The organism is Aequorivita soesokkakensis (assembly GCF_001641085.1).
Classification (GTDB): Bacteria; Bacteroidota; Bacteroidia; order Flavobacteriales; family Flavobacteriaceae; genus Aequorivita; species Aequorivita soesokkakensis.
The window spans coordinates 1-16,540 of record NZ_LXIE01000028.1; the positions used below are offsets into that span (position 1 = coordinate 1).

Sequence of the window (16,540 nt, forward strand, 5' to 3'; positions counted from 1 at the left end):
CTTCGGGAGGGTTGGGGTGGGGCTAAAGTTTTTGGCTCAAACTGAACCAACCGCCGCCATTCATCGCCTCAATACCATTGCTTTTTAAGATTCCTGTTGCACTTGCACTGCGCATTCCACTGGCACAACACGCAATAACTGGTTTGTCCCATTTTTTTATTTCAGATATTTTTGAAGAAATATTCTGAAGCGGGATATTTTTTGAGCCTGGAATGGCACCACTTTCATATTCGCCTTTACTGCGAACATCAATAATGATAGCTCCCCGGCTTTTAAAATCCTCAATTTTCTTTGTTTTGTTTCCGAATAAAAAATCCAATAGTCCCATATAATATATTTTGTCACACTGAGCTTCCCTGTCCTGAGCTTGTCGAAGGGTCGAAGTGTCTTTTTAATTAATAATTTCTTGTGTTTTCGTTTCCAAAAGGCTCAATCCGCCCTCAATCAAATGCGCCACTTTTGGTCGTTGTTGCTTCAAATTTAATAGATGTTTTAAAACTTCTTCTGAAAATTTGGAATCGCTATTTGAAACCAATTCATAAATTTCCAGCGGAAGTAACCAATCTGTTGAATGATTTTCGGTCAAAATAGTGAAAATTGATTCCAGTTTTTCTGAATTGATTTCTTTTGAATTCCGTATTTCCCGAACTTTTTTATAAAGTGAGTTCAGTTCTTTTTCTATCTCTGAAAGTTGAGCTCGAATAGTTTCACTTGAAGAAACATGATTCACCAAATTGAACGAATTATAATCAGCAGCCCCCGCAAAAGCTGAAACAATTTCCTTGCCCACGGCCATATCAAAATCGCCCATTTCAGGTGAAAATAATATTTCGTTTTTATATTTTACGGTGCAATCCGTGAATTGTATTAACATTAATTCGCCCCTTAGATTCCGAATTCCGGTAACGTTTAAACCTTGCACCGTAATTCCACTTTCAAACTCAAAAGCAATTTGTTTTCCGTCATAAAAATTATACGCCTGTAAATCACGCGGCCCCATATTTTCAATAGATAAATTGATGCCTTTCAATTTTCCCAAAGGAGAACGAAATCCTTTTTTATGACGAAGTATTCCGTGGCCAATTACTTCTTTTTCGCGGTAAGAAAGTGCGGTTTCGCCCTCGGTTTCAAAATAGACAACTTCGTTATCGTCGTTTTTGATCATTCGTGAAAAGTGACCGCTTATTTGAAGTCCCGTACTGATTTCAATAGTGCCGAGTTGTTTTGATTTTATCAATTTTTTCAATCCACGCCATCCGCCTTTTCGCACGGCCATCGTGTTTGCAAATTCTTCCAAAACTTCCTGCAAATAAGCAAAATCTGGAGTTACATAAAGTTGCGGCTGCGGTTTTGTAATGTCAAAATCTTGGTACGCAGCATCGATTGAATATGGGATTTTTTTCACTTCATCTTTCATACACCAAACACTTTCACCTATGGATGAAAGTAATCCTGCGCCATAAATTTTAGGATTTTCAACCGCACCCACCATTCCATATTCCACCGTCCACCAATGTAAATTTCGAATCAAGGAAATTTCAGAAGGTTTCACTTTTTTATTTTGAAGTTCTTCAACCCGAGCTTCTGCGGCATTAATCAATTCCTGTGAAATGCCTTCGGCTTCCTTTAAAATGGAAAGCTCGCGGACGGCTTCATACATATCAATATCGTGAGCGCTGGAAATTGCTTTTGCGCCCACTTCCCCAAAACGGCGCAGATATTCCGCATAATCCGGACTGGCAATAATAGGTGCGTGCCCGGCGCCTTCGTGAATAATATCGGGGGCTGGCGTGTATTCTATGTTTTCAAGTTGGCGAATATCGCTGGCAATTACAAGCACTCTATAAGCCTGAAATTCCATAAAAGCATTCGGCGGAATAAAGCCATCAACCGCAACTGCAGCCCAACCAATTTCCTTCAAAATACGGTTCATCCCGTACATAGATGGAATTTCGTTTATGGAAATTCCGGTTTTTTTAAGACCGCCCAAATAACTTTCGTGGGCAACCTTTGCCAGATAATCCACATTTTTTCGCATCACATAGCGCCACACAGCTTGGTTTATGGGCGTGTATTGCTCATAATTCTGTGGTTTTATGTACTGTTTTAAATGTGGCGGCAACCGGTCCAACAATTCGTTGGTTTCAATTTTAATTTCCATAGCTCAAAAGTAATTGGTTTTGCTTTGAAAACATATTGCTACTTCCCCTTTTTAAGGCGAAGGTGGATTTTTTGCTTTTGGAAAAAATTCGGAAGGGGTAATTGATACTTGTTTTGTAAATTGCAGCAACAATGAAAACAATTTCCCGAAAAGAAGAAATAATACAAGTTGCTTCTCGCCTTTTTTATGAAAAAGGATACAAAACAGTTTCCATGCGAGATATCGCCACGGCAATGGATATAAAGGCTGCAAGTCTTTACAATCATATTAATAGTAAACAGGAAATCCTTTCGGAAATTATTTTGAAAGTTGCTGAAGAGTTCACAGTTGGAATGGAAAAAGTGGTTTCTGAAAACAGTTCTGCAATCAAAAAAGTGGAAAAAGTTATCGAAATGCATGTTGATATTACCGTGAATTATTCCGAAGCGCTCGCTTCTTTGAATAATGATTGGATGCATTTGGAGAAGGAAGATTTATTGGCTTTTGTAAAAATGCGCGAAGATTACGAAGAAAATTTTCGAAAAATTATAAAACAAGGAATTGATTCGGGAGAAATAAAATCCTATCATCCCGAAGTTATACTGTTTTCCATCTTTTCCACATTACGAACGCTCTATTTGTGGTATCAAAAACGTGGAAAAGTGGATGTAAATATTTTGAAAAAGGATATGGTTTCTGTATTGATAAAAGGGATTGTGTGAATTTCATTCAGAATACAAACAAGTTGTGCGCAAGTCAAAAACATTTTAAAAAAAAGCAGGTTAAAAAAGCCGATTTATCTTTCGAGGCGGATTATCGGGATTAAAACCCCTACAAGTTTTATAAAATTTAAATTATTGATTTTTAGGCATTTATAATTTTTTTATTCAAACTTTTGTTTTAAAATTGTAGAAATTTAAAATAGAAATTATGCAAAATGAAAGATTTAAAAATTGGGAAAAAGATGTGCTAAAAGGTCTTGAAGCACAAAAGAAAATTATAGACCAAAATGAACAAGCACAACATCTTTATGGTGGATTTTATATCTGGGATAGTAAATATATTCTAAATCCAGAAATTATGTTTATTGGAATAAATCCTGGAAATGGAAATCCAAGTAATAATGGTTCATTAAATTATAAACCAGAATCCCAAATGTCATATTTAGAATTTTTAGATACTGAGGAGCCAAATTTAACTTATACATTGGCAAGAGAGACAATCGATGTATTTAAAAAATCAGGTTATAATCTTGAACAAATTATAGATATTCTTAATAATAAATCGGTTAAAACAAATTTTCACTATATCATTACAAGAAATGAAACCGACATTAAAAAATGTTTCAATCTTGTCGAACAAAATGGATTTAATAATTACTGGCTTCAATCCTATAAATGGACGGGAGATTTAATAAATATTATTCGACCTAAAGTAATTATTTGCGAAGGAAAAGGTGTTTTTGATGTCATAAAAGATTATGAGGACTATACGGATTTGGAATGGGAAGACAATTGTGGTTTTTTAAAACGTGAGGATGGAATAGTTGTATTAGGTTATAGTCGTACTTTCAGCAATATAAAAAACAAAACTAGACTTGCTGAACTAATCAAAAAACATATCATAATATAATGAAAAGTTTTGTAGACGGATTTATTGAAAAGAGAATTTCGATAGAAACTCTTCAAAGCTTATTAAATGTCAATTATCAGAGAAATATTTTTTTAGAAATGATTATCGATAATGGTAATAAAAATAACTTCGAAATACAAGAGGGCAACAAATTTTATTTGAAATTGAAAAATGATAAAAATTGTATTTTTGTTTTATTGACCACAGAAAAAAAGACTTTAGAACAAATTAAACAAGAGGTTGATTATTTGAAAAATGAGAAAATTGTTTACTCTGTAATTTTTGACCCAGATAAAATTAGTGAAAACCTTGTTAATCCAATTTACATCGACACAAAAGAATGGATGAATAGAATAATAAGTCACGGCATTAATAAACAGATTTTACATCTCCAATTTTTGAGAGATTTAGATTTTAGTTATGAATAAAAGCCTTCCCAACAGGTTATATAGCTAATAACCGAGTTTTTCAATTCTAATAATCTTTGGGCTTATGAATTTTTCATCGGAAATTTTATCAAACCTTTTTCAAGTAATACACATACATGTGGATTGACAAAAGTTAATAATTTGCAAGTTAAACTAACAAGCGTTAGTTTTGTTAACCTAATTCGACAAAAAAACAGGTGGCGAAATTTCATAAAATAAAAGTAAAGGACGTTTACAAAGAAACCGACGACTGCTCGGTAATAACCTTTGACGTTCCCGAAAAATTGGCTGAAGAATTCAACTTCCGCCAAGGCCAGCATTTAACTTTGAAAGCCGACATTAATGGCGAAGATACCCGCCGTTCCTACAGTTTGTGCTCCAGTCCGGTTGACAAGCAATGGCAAGTCGCGGTAAAAACAATTCCCGGAGGGGTGTTTTCAACTTATGTAAATACTACATTGAAGTCTGGAGACACTCTGGAAATTATGGAGCCCAGCGGAATGTTTGGTGTTGAAATTGAACCAAATAAAGCCAAAAACTATCTTTTTTTCGCCGCCGGAAGTGGAATTACGCCGGTGCTATCGATGATAAAAACACATTTGGCATTGGAACCGAACGCAACTTGCAAACTGTTTTATGCCAATAGAACCGCGAAATCCATTATCTTTAAAGAAGCTTTGGAACAGCTTCGGAATGAATACTTTGGAAGACTGGAAATTTATTATTTTCTAACAAAGGAACGCCGTGATATTGAACTTTTCAATGGGCGTTTTGACGATGAAAAGATGAAAGTGCTGACCAAAAACTTTATTGATATTCCAGATACAAACGAAGTGTTTCTGTGCGGTCCCGAAGAAATGGTGCATTACGTTAGCAATTATTTAATTGAAGCAGGTTTGCCAAAGGAATTGATTCATTTTGAATTGTTCGTAACAGGGTTGACCGAAGAAGATAAAAAACGCGCCGAACGTTTGGCGCAACAAAACGTGGAGGGCGTTGAGGTTACAATTGTGGATGGTGGAAAAGAATTCCAATTCACGATGACAAAAGATTTTGACAATATTCTCGATGCTGCTTTGGCGGCTGGTGCAGATTTGCCATTTGCCTGCAAAGGTGGGGTTTGCAGCACTTGCAAATGCCAAATTTTGGAAGGCAGTGTAGAGATGAAAATAAATTACGCTTTGGAAGAAAAAGAAGTGGCGCAAAACTTTGTATTGAGTTGCCAAGCAGTTCCAACTTCCGAAAAAGTGAAAGTAGATTTTGATGTATAACTAGCTTACGGCATAGCGCCTAAAGCTTAAAGCATATAGTGATGAGTGAAAAAGAAGTAAAAAACTTAGAAGAAATTTTCGAAGCCCGAATTGCGCGTGACGAAAAAATAGAGCCAAAAGATTGGATGCCGGAAAAATACCGTCAAACCCACATTCGGCAGATGAGCCAGCACGCACATTCTGAAATTATTGGGATGCTTCCCGAAGGAAATTGGATTACCCGTGCACCTTCTTTACGAAGAAAAGCCGCGCTGCTTGCAAAAGTTCAGGACGAAGCTGGACATGGATTATATCTGTATTCCGCTTGCGAAACCCTGGGAATTTCCCGCGATGAATTGTACGAACAATTGCATTCCGGAAAGGCAAAATATTCTTCAATTTTCAATTATCCAACAATTACTTGGGCCGATATGGGCGCGATTGGTTGGTTGGTTGATGGAGCTGCGATTATAAATCAGGTGCCGCTTTGCAATACATCTTTTGGTCCGTATGCCCGTGCTATGGTTCGTGTTTGTAAGGAAGAAAGTTTTCATCAGCGACAAGGCTTTGAAATTATGTTAACACTTTGCCGCGGAACCGAAGAGCAAAAAGCAATGGCGCAGGATGCTCTAAACCGTTGGTGGTGGCCAGCTTTAATGATGCTCGGACCCACCGATGCGGAATCCATTCACACAGAGCAATCGATGAAATGGAAACTGAAGCGCAAAAGTAATGACGAATTACGCCAGCAGTTTATAGATCAAACCGTACCGCAAGCAGATCTTTTGGGAATCACGGTTCCAGATCCAGATTTAAAATGGAACGAGGAAAAAGGAAGTTACGATTTCGGCGAAATTGATTGGAATGAATTTTGGCAGGTAGTAAAAGGCCACGGCCCGTGCAACAAAGAGCGGATGAATGCCCGTGTGAATGCTTGGAATAATGGCGAATGGGTTCGTGATGCTGCAATGGCACACGCTGAAAAGAACGAAAAAAGAAAAGTAGCAAAAGCAAGTTAAAATGGAAAATACTAAGAAAAACTGGCCGCTTTGGGAAATATTTGTCCGCAGTAAAAACGGATTGGAACATCGTCACTTCGGAAGCCTTCACGCTGCCGACGCTGAAATGGCAATGGAAAATGCTCGTGATGTTTACACAAGGAGAAACGAAGGCGTAAGCATTTGGGTGGTGGAAAGTAAAAATATTACTGCTTCAAATCCGCAGGAAAATGGCGAAATGTTTGAGCCTGCGCAGGATAAAGTATATCGTCACCCCACTTTTTACGATTTGCCTGATGAGGTGAAGCATATGTAAAATAAAGTTGAAGGTGAAGTTCAAGATGAAGATGAAAAAGTATCAATAATTAATAAGTTGGCTGTTGAAAAAATATGATTTAGATTCGAGATTAGAAAATTTTGCGGCCTCAATTATAATTATTTACAATAAGCCACCCAAAACTTTTGCATCTAATTATTTAGCAAAACAGTTGATACGTTCTACTTGTTCTGCGGCATTAAATTTTGGAGAGGCGATGGGTGCTGGAACCGATAAGGATAAAGCTAATAAATTGAGAATTTGTTTGAAAGAATTACGAGAAAGCATCAGAAACCTAAATATACAAACTAAGGCTAAACTATATAGTGATGAAATTATGAATCCTTTAAAAAAGGAAAATGACGAATTGATAAGAATAATTGTAACCTTAATAAAAAATATAAATTAGTTGTAAAATCGACTTCATCTTGAACTTCAACTTCATCCTCAAAGAAATGAAAAATCAACAACTCTATAATTATATCCTCACAATCGCCGACAATTCCCTAATTCTCGCACAGCGATTGGGCGAATTGTGTGGCCACGGCCCAAATTTGGAAACAGATATTGCGCTGACTAATATTTCTTTGGATTTGCTCGGGCAAACGCGCAGTTACTATCAATACGCCGCAAAAATTTCTGGAGAAAACAAAACCGAAGATGACATCGCTTTCCTAAGAATTGAACGGGAATACAAAAATTGTTTGTTGGTTGAGCAACCGAATACGCATTTCGGATATACCATTGCGCGTCAGTTTCTGTTTGATGTTTATCATTTAATGTTGATGGAAAAATTGCAGAACAGCCCTGATGAAACTTTGGCCGCAATTGCAAAAAAAGGAATAAAGGAAGTAAGTTATCACAAACGTTTTTCTTCCGATTGGGTAAAAAGATTGGGAGATGGAACCGAGGAAAGCAAAGCAAAAATGCAGGAAGCAATTGACGATCTCTGGCGATATACAGATGAGCTTTTCTTTATGACGGAAGCTGAAAAGGAAATGACAAAAGAAGGAATCGGAATTAATATTTCTGCTTTCAAAGAGAAATATTACGAAGAAGTTTCCGAAATTTTAAAAGAAGCAACGCTCACAATTCCCGAAAATAAATATTTCACAAAAGGTGGAAAAGAAGGAGTTCACAGCGAACATATGGGCTATTTGTTGGCTGATTTGCAATACATGCAACGCACATATCCAAATATGACTTGGTAATAAATGCTCAATACTCAATTAACAATTTTCAATTTTCACTAAAAAAATATTATGGAAAGAAAATTTGATTTGGAAGATAGGTTAATTGATTTTGCAATTCTTTGTATTAATCTTTTTAAGAAAATTGAATATAATTATGCTTTGGACCATTTGTCAAAACAGCTAATAAGATCTGCTACTGGTGCAGCTTTAAATTATGGAGAGGTTCAAGGTGCAGAATCTGCGAAGGATTTTATTCATAAAATGGGAATTGTTTTAAAAGAACTAAAAGAATCGAGAGTAAATCTTAAAATTCAAAATGGCGCCAATCTTTTAAATGATATTGATAGTGCAGAAAAAAGTTTAAAAGAATGCGAAGAACTAATCGCCATTTTCTCAAAAAGTATTCAGACAGCGAGATCAAAAAAATAATTGAAAATTGAGCATTGATAATTGTTAGTTGAAAATTTAAATATCGAAACACATTTAATCCCAGTTCTGAAAACCGTTTCAGACCCTGAGATTCCTGTGCTTTCGGTTTTGGATCTCGGTGTAATTCGCGAAGCTGTTGAAGAAAATGGAATCGTTCATATAAAATTAACGCCAACCTATTCCGGTTGCCCAGCGATGGATGTTATTGGTGATGATTTGAAAAAAGCCTTTTCTGAAATAGGAAAAAAAGCGGAAGTTGAATTAATCCTTTCCCCAGCTTGGAGCACCGATTGGATTTCAGAAGAAGGACTTCAGAAAATGGAGAAATACGGAATTGCTCGTCCTCTTTCAGAATCGAATGATAAAGACGTTTTGCTCGGCGACAAAAAGTTAGTAAAATGCCCGCAATGTGGAAGTACAAATACACATCTAGTTAGTCAGTTTGGTTCAACGGCGTGTAAAGCGATTTTTAAATGCGACGATTGCCAAGAACCATTTGATTACTTTAAATGTTTGAAATAAATATGAAATGTCACCCTGAGCGCAGTCGAAGGGTCTTTAAAAGATATAAAAATTGAACAAATCTATAATAGTCTCAATAGAAAATAAAGTAGCAATCTTAACCTTAAACAGGCCAGAGGTTTTTAACAGTTTCAACCGTGAAATGGCACTCTTGCTTCAAAACGAATTGGATGCCTGCGAAAAAAATCCTGAAGTTCGGGCAATCGTAATCACCGGAAACGGAAAGGCTTTCTGCGCCGGGCAGGATTTAAAGGAAGTAACTTCGCCAGAGTTAAACCCCGGTTTCAAAAAAATTCTTGAGGAACATTACAACCCTATTATTTCGCGAATTCGAAATATTGAAAAACCAATTATTGGAGCAATCAATGGAGTTGCCGCAGGAGCTGGAGCAAATATTGCTTTAGCTTGCGATATTGTAATTGCTTCGGAAAATGCCAGTTTTATTCAAGCTTTCAGTAAAATTGGATTGGTTCCGGACAGTGCTGGTACTTTCTTTTTGCCACGATTGATTGGTTTTCAAAAAGCTTCCGCTTTAATGATGATCGGCGATAAAGTTTCTGCACAAGAGGCTGAAAAATTAGGAATGGTTTACAAAGTTGTTTCTTCAGAAAACTTTTCGGAAGAGGTGAATAATATTGCAAACACACTTGCAAATATGCCGACGAAAGCATTGGGATTGACGAAGCGTTTACTAAACAATTCCTTAGAAAATTCTTTGGAAGAACAATTGAATTTGGAAAGCAAACTTCAAATAGAATCCGCCCAAAGTGAAGATTATGCAGAAGGCGTTGATGCATTTGTAAATAAAAGAAAACCGAATTTTAAAGGGAAATAAAAAACCGAAAAATGTAAAACCGAAAAATGTAAAATATTAAAATGTTTTTAATGGCGCTTTTAACTTTTGCATTTATCATTTAAAAATTATGATTAAAAACGTTGGAATTATAGGGAGCGGAACCATGGGTGCTGGTATTGCACAAGTAGCCGCCAAGGCTGGATGTTTCGTAAAACTATACGATACCAAAACCGAAGCTTTGGAAAATGCCAAAACTGATTTGGAAAAAATAATGGACCGTTTGGTTGAAAAAGGAAAAATCGATTCCGAAGAAAAAGAGCGTGTCCAAAACAACATAAAATACGTCAATTCACTAAAAGAATTGAAAGATTCAGATTTGACGATTGAAGCTATAGTTGAAAATCTCGACATCAAGAAAAACGTGTTTTCAACACTTGAAAAATTTGTGAGCGATGATTGTATTATTGCCTCAAATACTTCGTCGTTGTCAATAGCTTCCATTGCTTCTTCATTACAAAAACCAGAGCGTTGTATTGGTATTCACTTTTTCAACCCCGCACCGTTAATGAAATTGGTTGAGGTTATTCCCGCAATTCAGACTTCCGAAGAAACTTTAAATACATCCGTAAAAACAATTAAAGATTGGGGAAAAACGGTTGCCGTTGCAAAAGATACGCCCGGATTTATAGTGAATCGTGTTGCACGCCCTTTTTACGGTGAAGCGCTGCGAATTTATGAAGAAGGTATGGCTTCGTTTTCAGAAATAGATTCGGCAATGAAAGAAATTGGAGGTTTCAGAATGGGCCCTTTCGAACTGATGGATTTTATAGGGAACGATGTAAATTACACCGTTACCGAAACCGTTTTTGAAGCATTTTATTTCGATCCGCGCTACAAACCTTCCTTCACCCAAAAGCGTTTTGCCGAAGCAGGTTATTTGGGAAGAAAAAGTGGAAAAGGTTATTATGATTATTCTGAAAACGGAGAATTGTCAGTTCGAGCGCAGTCGAGAACGTCTTCGAAAGAAAATGTTGCTGCTGAAAATATTTTCGAAAGAATACTCGTAACGCTAATAAACGAAGCTGCCGACGCACTTTTTTGGAACATAGCTTCCGCAGAAGATATAGACAACGCAATGACCAAAGGCGTAAATTATCCAAAAGGTCTTTTGACTTGGGCTGATGAAAAAAGAATAAATTGGTGTGTTTCAAAAATGGACGAACTTTACGATGAATATCACGAAGACCGTTACCGTTGTTCTCCTTTATTAAGAAAGATGAATCGAGAAAATAAAACTTTCTTTTAAATGCTGGAAGCTAAAAAAATACCAGTAAAAATGCTCAGCCAGGACGCTTTCAGTTCTTGGCTCGGTATCGAAATATTGGAAGTTGAAAAAGGAAGGTGCAAGGTAGCAATGACCGTCCGCAAAGAGATGCTTAACAGTATGAACAAAGCCCACGGAGGGATAAGTTATAGTTTGGCAGATACCGCTTTCGGCTTTGCAGCGAATACCCACGGAAAGTATGCGGTTTCTATTGAAACTTCAATAAATCATATTGAAGCGTTGAACGAGGGTGATTATTTAACAGCAGAATCTGTAATTGAAAAAGTAAATAACAAACTCGGTTTTAATATCGTTGAAGTAAAACGCGGCGATGAATTGGTCGCGCTTTTTAAAGGTGTTGTTTATAGAACCAGCAAGGATTGGGAATAATTTGAATTAATATAAATCTAACGAATACAGGATAAATTATGAAATGGCAAGGCAGAAGACAAAGCGGCAACTTAGACGACCGACGTGGAATGAGTAAAGGCAAATTGGCCGCAGGTGGCGGAATTGTGGTAACATTGATAGTGCTAGCGCTAAATTTTTTCGGAGGAGAAACAGGACAACAACTTGCGCCAATTGTAGAACAATTGGGCAACAGTCAAGGGACTCAGCAAACAGAGCAAAGAGAACTTACTGCCCAAGAAAAGGAAATGGGGAATTTCATGGCTACCGTTTTAGCTGATACCGAAGATGTTTGGAGCCAAATTTTTAGGCAAAACAATATTGGTGAATACGAAAAACCTACAATGGTTTTGTTTACTGATGCAGTAAGTACTGGGTGTGGAAATGCAACTTCAGCCTCCGGACCTTTTTATTGTCCCGCAGACCATAAATTGTACATGGATTTAGCATTTTTTGATGAATTGAAAACCCGTTTTGGAGCAAAAGGAGGTGATTTTGCAATTGCGTATGTTACGGCCCACGAAATTGGCCACCACGTTCAAACCTTATTGGGCACTTCCCAAAAAGTAACACAGTTACAGCGCCAAAGCAATAAAACTGAAGGGAATAGGCTTTCTGTAGCTTTGGAACTTCAAGCCGATTTTTATGCAGGGCTTTGGGCGCATTATAACCAAGAATATTTAGAAGAAGGCGATATTGAAGAAGCTTTGAGTGCCGCCAACGCTGTTGGTGATGATGCCATTCAGAAAAGAATGCAAGGTAGTGTTGTGCCTGATAGTTTTACACACGGAAGCTCCGAGCAACGAATGAAATGGTTTATGAGAGGCTATAAAACTGGCGATATTAAGCAAGGCGATACCTTTTCGGAAATTTTAAATTAGATATAAAATGTAAAACTGAAAAATTTAAAATTCTAAAGTGAAAAGTGAAAATAAATATAATTTACAAGACCGGTTGGTTAAGTTTTCAGCCAATATAATTTTGAATATTGGGATGCTTAAGAAAAATTTTGCAACTGAGCATTTAACCAAACAATTGATTCGTTCTGTAACATCAGCTGCACTTAATTATGGTGAGGCGCAAGGCGCAGAATCAAAAAAAGATTTTGTTCATAAAATGAAATTGGTCTTAAAAGAATTGCGAGAATCACAAGTTAACTTACAGATTTTAAAAGAAGCAGATTTAATAAATCAAAGGGAAGAATTTATTTTTATAGAAAACGAATGCAAAGAACTTGTTGCAATATTCACAGCAAGTATTAAAACTACAAAACAGAAAATGTAAAACCGATAAATGTAAAATTTTAAAGTTAAAGGCACTTTTACATTTTACATTTATCATTTAAAATTTTGACTTTGAAAAACGCATACATAATTGACGGAATAAGAACACCCATAGGAAGCTATCAAGGAACGTTAAGCGCTGTAAGAACAGACGATTTGGCTGCTTTGGTAATTGCTGAAATAGTAAAAAGAAATCCAAACATCCCTAAAGAAGCCTATGATGATGTAATCCTTGGTTGCGCAAACCAAGCTGGGGAAGACAATAGAAACGTTGCGCGAATGGCTTCCCTGTTGGCAGGTTTGCCAGTAACCGTTCCAGGAGAAACTGTAAACAGACTTTGCAGCAGCGGACTTTCGGCAATAATCCACGCAAATCGCGCGATTAAAGCTGGCGATGGTGATTTATTTATTTCTGGAGGAGTTGAAAATATGACGCGCGGGCCATACGTAATTGCAAAACCATCTTCCGCTTTTGGAACCGATGCTAAAATGTACGATTCCAGTTTTGGTTGGCGTTTTGTAAACCCAAAAATGGCCGAAATGTACGGCACTGATGGAATGGGAAATACGGCTGAAAATCTAGTTGAAAAGCATAAAATAAATCGTGAAGACCAAGATGCATTTGCGTATCATTCGCAAATGAAAGCTGCTAAAGCGCAAGAAAATGGTCGTTTGTCAAAAGAAATCGTTGCCGTAGAAATTCCACAGCGGAAAAAAGATCCGATTATTTTTAAAGATGACGAATTTATTCGTCCTGAAACCACCAAAGAAGTGTTGGCAAAATTACGCCCAGCTTTCAAAAAGGATGGCAGCGTAACCGCCGGAAATTCCTCGGGATTGAATGACGGTGCCGCCGCAACAATTATCGCTTCGGAAGATGCAGTAAAGAAGTACAATTTAAAACCGATTGCAAAAATTGTTTCTTCCGCAGTAGTAGGTGTAGAGCCTCGAATTATGGGCATCGGTCCCGTTGCGGCTTCAAATAAAGCTTTGGAAAAAGCAGGTTTGAAAATGGAAGATATGGACGTGATTGAATTGAACGAAGCCTTCGCTTCGCAAGCGTTAGCGTGCATTCGCGAATGGGGATTGAAAGATGACGATCCACGCATCAATCCAAACGGCGGTTCTATTGCCATTGGGCATCCGCTCGGGGTTACCGGGACGCGAATCGCTTATTCCGCAGCTTTGGAACTTCAACTTCAAAATAAAAAATACGCTTTAATCACCATGTGTGTGGGCGTTGGCCAAGGATATGCCGCTATCATTGAGCGAGTTTAAAAAATTGTTTTCCGCTTCATTGCGGATTGCTTAAAAATTTAAAAATGAAAAAATTACATAATTACGTCACGGGACAATGGCTTGAAGGAAACGGCGAAGGCGTGCCAATGCACGACGCCATTACTGGTGAAATCATTGCCCTTTCAGATACAGAAGGACTTGATTTTGCTGAAATCCTGCAATACGGAAGAACCAAAGGAGGCGAAGTACTTAGAAAGATGACCTTTCAGGAACGCGGAAATATGCTAAAATCCCTGGCCCTGCATTTGGTTAAAAAGAAAGCCGATTTTTATGAAATAAGTTACCGCACTGGCGCAACAAAAGTGGATAGCTGGATTGATATTGAAGGTGGTTTCGGAAATCTTTTTGCCAATGCTTCCCTCAGAAAATTATTCCCAAACCAATCCTATCATGTTGAAGGCGAACCTATAGATCTTTCGCGTGGCGGACGGTTTATGGCACATCACATTATGGTACCAAAACGCGGGGTTGGAATTCATATAAATGCATTCAATTTCCCAGTATGGGGAATGCTTGAAAAATGTGCAGTAAATTGGATGGCGGGCGTTCCCGCCGTTGTAAAACCGGCAACAAACACTTCCTTTTTGACCGAAGCCGTAGTTCGTGAAATTATTGCTTCAAAAATTTTACCTGAAGGTGCTTTGCAATTGATTACAGGCTCGGCCAGAACTATTCTCGATAGCGTGGAATCACAGGATGTGGTTACGTTTACGGGTTCTGCAACTACGGGCCAAATGCTTAAAGCGCATAAAAGAATTATTGAAGAAGCAGTTCCATTTACAATGGAAGCAGACAGTTTGAACGCCTCCGTTTTAGGCGAAGATGCCGTTCCCGGAACGCCTGAATTTGACCTTTTCATAAAAGAAGTAAGAAATGAAATGACGGTGAAGTGCGGACAGAAATGTACCGCAATTCGTCGCGTTATAGTTCCCCAAAATTTAGTTGAAGACGTGCAAATTGCACTTGGAAATGCCCTTTCAAAAGTGACTATTGGTGACCCCCGTTTAAAGGAAGTGCGAATGGGCTCTTTGGTGAGTTTGGATCAAGTGAAGGAAGTTCGGGAACGCGTTCAAGAATTATCCAAAACCGCAAGTATTGTTTTCGGCGATTTGGATAAAATAGACGTGATTGGCGCTGATGCCAAAAAAGGTGCTTTCTTGGCTCCAATTTTACTTCGCGAAGACAATCCGTTTAAAAATTTATCCGTTCACGAAACCGAAGCTTTTGGTCCTGTCAGTACTATTATGCCTTATAAAAATTTGGACGAAGCAATCACTTTAGCCCAAATGGGCAAAGGCTCCTTGGTTTCTTCAATTGCGACAAACGATGATAAAATTGCCAAAGAATACGTAATAAATGCCGCTTCCCACCACGGAAGGATTTTAGTTCTAAACCGTGAAAGCGCTGAAGAAAGTACAGGTCACGGTTCACCTTTACCAAGTTTGGTCCATGGAGGTCCGGGCCGCGCCGGCGGAGGCGAGGAAATGGGCGGTGTGCGTGGTATTAAACATTATATGCAGCGAACAGCCATTCAAGGTTCACCGACAACTTTAACGGAAATCACAGGAATTTATCAAGCGAATGCAAAATATAAAGAGGCAGAACAGCATCCATTTAAATACCATTGGGAAGACATCGAGCCTGGAATGTCGTTAAAAACGCATAATCGCACGCTTACCGATACCGATATAATCAATTTTGCCAATCTAACTTGGGACCATTTTTATGCCCACACAGACATCACTTCTCTGGACGGCAGTATTTTTGAAAAGCGAACCGCCCACGGATATTTTATAATCGCCGCAGCGGCCGGGCTTTTCGTTTATCCGAACAAAGGTCCGGTAGCGGCGAATTACGGTTTGGAAGACTGCCGATTTTTACGTCCGTTGTATCACAACGACACTATTTATGTGCGATTGACGTGCAAACAAAAAGTGGATCGCGATGTGGCTTCCGCAGAACATCCAAGTGGAATTGTAAAATGGTTTGTTGAGGTTTTTGATACTGATGATGAATTGGTTGCCTTGGCTACAATTCTCACAATGGTTCAAAAGAAACAGGAAACTTTTGTTGAAATAACCGATGAAAAAATCGAGGAATGCTTGAACAAACTAACCGAAGATACCAAGCCAAAATGGGGCATCATGACGCCCCAGCATATGTTGGAGCACTTGGAGTACACCTATAAAATAGCTTCGGGAAAAATTCAGGATTTTGAGGTTGCAACGCCCGAAAAGATTTTGGAAAAAGTCCATGCGAGTCTTTATAACTATGACAAATTTCCTCGGAACACAAACTTCCCAATGCTCGAAAAGGATACTTTGGATACATTAAAACATCCCGATTTAGCAACCGCTAAAGAGAAATTTCTTGAAGAACGAGAAGCTTATAAAACCTATTTCAAAGAAAATCCGGACGCCAAATTAAACAATTTGGTTTTTGGTGAAATGAATCGATATGAGTGGTATTTGTTGGAGCGGAAGCATTTGAACCACCATTTCGAACAATTCGGATTAATATAA

Annotated in this window: 19 protein-coding genes; 17 read left to right on the forward strand and 2 right to left on the reverse strand. The window is 37.9% G+C overall.

Features of this window, described 5'->3' with window-relative positions:
- Window positions 1–22: 22 nt before the first annotated feature.
- Both A7A78_RS09820 and A7A78_RS09825 read right to left on the reverse strand, forming a co-directional pair.
- Entirely contained in the window at window positions 23–328 is a 306-nt protein-coding gene (locus A7A78_RS09820; protein ID WP_068762284.1) for a rhodanese-like domain-containing protein, read from the reverse strand.
- Window positions 329–391: 63 nt separating this feature from the next.
- A complete protein-coding gene (locus A7A78_RS09825) occupies window positions 392–2,161 on the reverse strand; it encodes an aromatic amino acid hydroxylase (RefSeq protein WP_068762285.1) in 1,770 nt (589 codons plus the stop codon).
- Between the two features lie 131 nt (window positions 2,162–2,292).
- On the opposite strand from A7A78_RS09825, the gene A7A78_RS09830 reads away from it, so the two are divergent.
- The 17 genes from A7A78_RS09830 (at window position 2,293) to paaZ (ending at window position 16,540) form a co-directional block, all read left to right on the forward strand.
- On the forward strand, window positions 2,293–2,862 hold the full coding sequence (locus A7A78_RS09830) for a TetR/AcrR family transcriptional regulator (RefSeq protein ID WP_094746100.1): 570 nt from the start codon (window positions 2,293–2,295) through the stop codon (window positions 2,860–2,862).
- A 208-nt stretch (window positions 2,863–3,070) separates the two neighbouring features.
- Entirely contained in the window at window positions 3,071–3,772 is a 702-nt protein-coding gene (locus A7A78_RS09835; RefSeq protein ID WP_068762286.1) for a hypothetical protein, read from the forward strand.
- Window positions 3,772–4,200 (forward strand): hypothetical protein, encoded by a 429-nt coding sequence (locus A7A78_RS09840; RefSeq protein WP_068762287.1) that lies wholly within the window; start codon window positions 3,772–3,774, stop codon window positions 4,198–4,200. Before A7A78_RS09835 ends, A7A78_RS09840 begins: the two co-directional genes overlap by 1 nt.
- A gap of 197 nt (window positions 4,201–4,397) precedes the next feature.
- The gene (locus A7A78_RS09845) at window positions 4,398–5,471 is read left to right on the forward strand and encodes a 2Fe-2S iron-sulfur cluster-binding protein (RefSeq protein WP_068762288.1); all 1,074 of its coding nucleotides are present in this window, start codon (window positions 4,398–4,400) and stop codon (window positions 5,469–5,471) included.
- A gap of 41 nt (window positions 5,472–5,512) precedes the next feature.
- On the forward strand, window positions 5,513–6,469 hold the full coding sequence (gene paaA / locus A7A78_RS09850) for a 1,2-phenylacetyl-CoA epoxidase subunit PaaA (protein ID WP_068762289.1): 957 nt from the start codon (window positions 5,513–5,515) through the stop codon (window positions 6,467–6,469).
- 1 nt (window position 6,470) lies between these two features.
- Window positions 6,471–6,764: a 1,2-phenylacetyl-CoA epoxidase subunit PaaB gene (gene paaB / locus A7A78_RS09855; protein ID WP_068762290.1), complete on the forward strand. Its 294-nt coding sequence runs from the start codon at window positions 6,471–6,473 to the stop codon at window positions 6,762–6,764.
- Window positions 6,765–6,828: 64 nt separating this feature from the next.
- The gene (locus A7A78_RS09860) at window positions 6,829–7,173 is read left to right on the forward strand and encodes a four helix bundle protein (protein ID WP_341271723.1); all 345 of its coding nucleotides are present in this window, start codon (window positions 6,829–6,831) and stop codon (window positions 7,171–7,173) included.
- A gap of 46 nt (window positions 7,174–7,219) precedes the next feature.
- Window positions 7,220–7,975, forward strand: coding sequence for a 1,2-phenylacetyl-CoA epoxidase subunit PaaC (paaC, locus tag A7A78_RS09865; RefSeq protein WP_068762292.1), 756 nt, complete (start codon window positions 7,220–7,222; stop codon window positions 7,973–7,975).
- 51 nt (window positions 7,976–8,026) lie between these two features.
- Window positions 8,027–8,386, forward strand: a complete 360-nt coding sequence (locus tag A7A78_RS09870) for a four helix bundle protein (protein WP_068762293.1) — start codon at window positions 8,027–8,029, stop codon at window positions 8,384–8,386.
- Window positions 8,387–8,407: 21 nt separating this feature from the next.
- Complete coding sequence (gene paaD / locus A7A78_RS09875) at window positions 8,408–8,908, forward strand: 1,2-phenylacetyl-CoA epoxidase subunit PaaD (protein ID WP_068762294.1); 501 nt, start codon at window positions 8,408–8,410, stop codon at window positions 8,906–8,908.
- Window positions 8,909–8,960: 52 nt separating this feature from the next.
- Complete coding sequence (locus A7A78_RS09880) at window positions 8,961–9,743, forward strand: enoyl-CoA hydratase-related protein (protein WP_068762295.1); 783 nt, start codon at window positions 8,961–8,963, stop codon at window positions 9,741–9,743.
- 88 nt (window positions 9,744–9,831) lie between these two features.
- Window positions 9,832–11,010: a 3-hydroxyacyl-CoA dehydrogenase NAD-binding domain-containing protein gene (locus A7A78_RS09885; RefSeq protein WP_068762296.1), complete on the forward strand. Its 1,179-nt coding sequence runs from the start codon at window positions 9,832–9,834 to the stop codon at window positions 11,008–11,010.
- Window positions 11,011–11,418, forward strand: a complete 408-nt coding sequence (locus A7A78_RS09890) for a PaaI family thioesterase (protein WP_207489358.1) — start codon at window positions 11,011–11,013, stop codon at window positions 11,416–11,418. It abuts the gene before it with no gap.
- Between the two features lie 38 nt (window positions 11,419–11,456).
- Window positions 11,457–12,317, forward strand: coding sequence for a KPN_02809 family neutral zinc metallopeptidase (ypfJ, locus tag A7A78_RS09895; RefSeq protein WP_068762297.1), 861 nt, complete (start codon window positions 11,457–11,459; stop codon window positions 12,315–12,317).
- A gap of 37 nt (window positions 12,318–12,354) precedes the next feature.
- Complete coding sequence (locus A7A78_RS09900) at window positions 12,355–12,720, forward strand: four helix bundle protein (RefSeq protein WP_068762298.1); 366 nt, start codon at window positions 12,355–12,357, stop codon at window positions 12,718–12,720.
- Between the two features lie 71 nt (window positions 12,721–12,791).
- A complete protein-coding gene (pcaF, locus tag A7A78_RS09905) occupies window positions 12,792–13,997 on the forward strand; it encodes a 3-oxoadipyl-CoA thiolase (protein ID WP_068762339.1) in 1,206 nt (401 codons plus the stop codon).
- A gap of 44 nt (window positions 13,998–14,041) precedes the next feature.
- A complete protein-coding gene (gene paaZ / locus A7A78_RS09910; RefSeq protein WP_068762299.1) occupies window positions 14,042–16,540 on the forward strand; it encodes a phenylacetic acid degradation bifunctional protein PaaZ in 2,499 nt (832 codons plus the stop codon).

Bases quoted from the DNA above. Each gene is read 5' to 3' on its own strand.
- A7A78_RS09820 (WP_068762284.1), bottom strand. From the start codon at position 328: ATGGGACTATTGGATTTTTTATTCGGAAACAAAACAAAGAAAATTGAG.
- A7A78_RS09825 (WP_068762285.1), bottom strand. From the start codon at position 2,161: ATGGAAATTAAAATTGAAACCAACGAATTGTTGGACCGGTTGCCGCCA.
- A7A78_RS09830 (WP_094746100.1), top strand. From the start codon at position 2,293: ATGAAAACAATTTCCCGAAAAGAAGAAATAATACAAGTTGCTTCTCGC.
- A7A78_RS09835 (WP_068762286.1), top strand. From the start codon at position 3,071: ATGCAAAATGAAAGATTTAAAAATTGGGAAAAAGATGTGCTAAAAGGT.
- A7A78_RS09840 (WP_068762287.1), top strand. From the start codon at position 3,772: ATGAAAAGTTTTGTAGACGGATTTATTGAAAAGAGAATTTCGATAGAA.
- paaA (WP_068762289.1), top strand. From the start codon at position 5,513: ATGAGTGAAAAAGAAGTAAAAAACTTAGAAGAAATTTTCGAAGCCCGA.
- paaB (WP_068762290.1), top strand. From the start codon at position 6,471: ATGGAAAATACTAAGAAAAACTGGCCGCTTTGGGAAATATTTGTCCGC.
- paaC (WP_068762292.1), top strand. From the start codon at position 7,220: ATGAAAAATCAACAACTCTATAATTATATCCTCACAATCGCCGACAAT.
- A7A78_RS09870 (WP_068762293.1), top strand. From the start codon at position 8,027: ATGGAAAGAAAATTTGATTTGGAAGATAGGTTAATTGATTTTGCAATT.
- A7A78_RS09885 (WP_068762296.1), top strand. From the start codon at position 9,832: ATGATTAAAAACGTTGGAATTATAGGGAGCGGAACCATGGGTGCTGGT.
- A7A78_RS09890 (WP_207489358.1), top strand. From the start codon at position 11,011: ATGCTGGAAGCTAAAAAAATACCAGTAAAAATGCTCAGCCAGGACGCT.
- ypfJ (WP_068762297.1), top strand. From the start codon at position 11,457: ATGAAATGGCAAGGCAGAAGACAAAGCGGCAACTTAGACGACCGACGT.
- paaZ (WP_068762299.1), top strand. From the start codon at position 14,042: ATGAAAAAATTACATAATTACGTCACGGGACAATGGCTTGAAGGAAAC.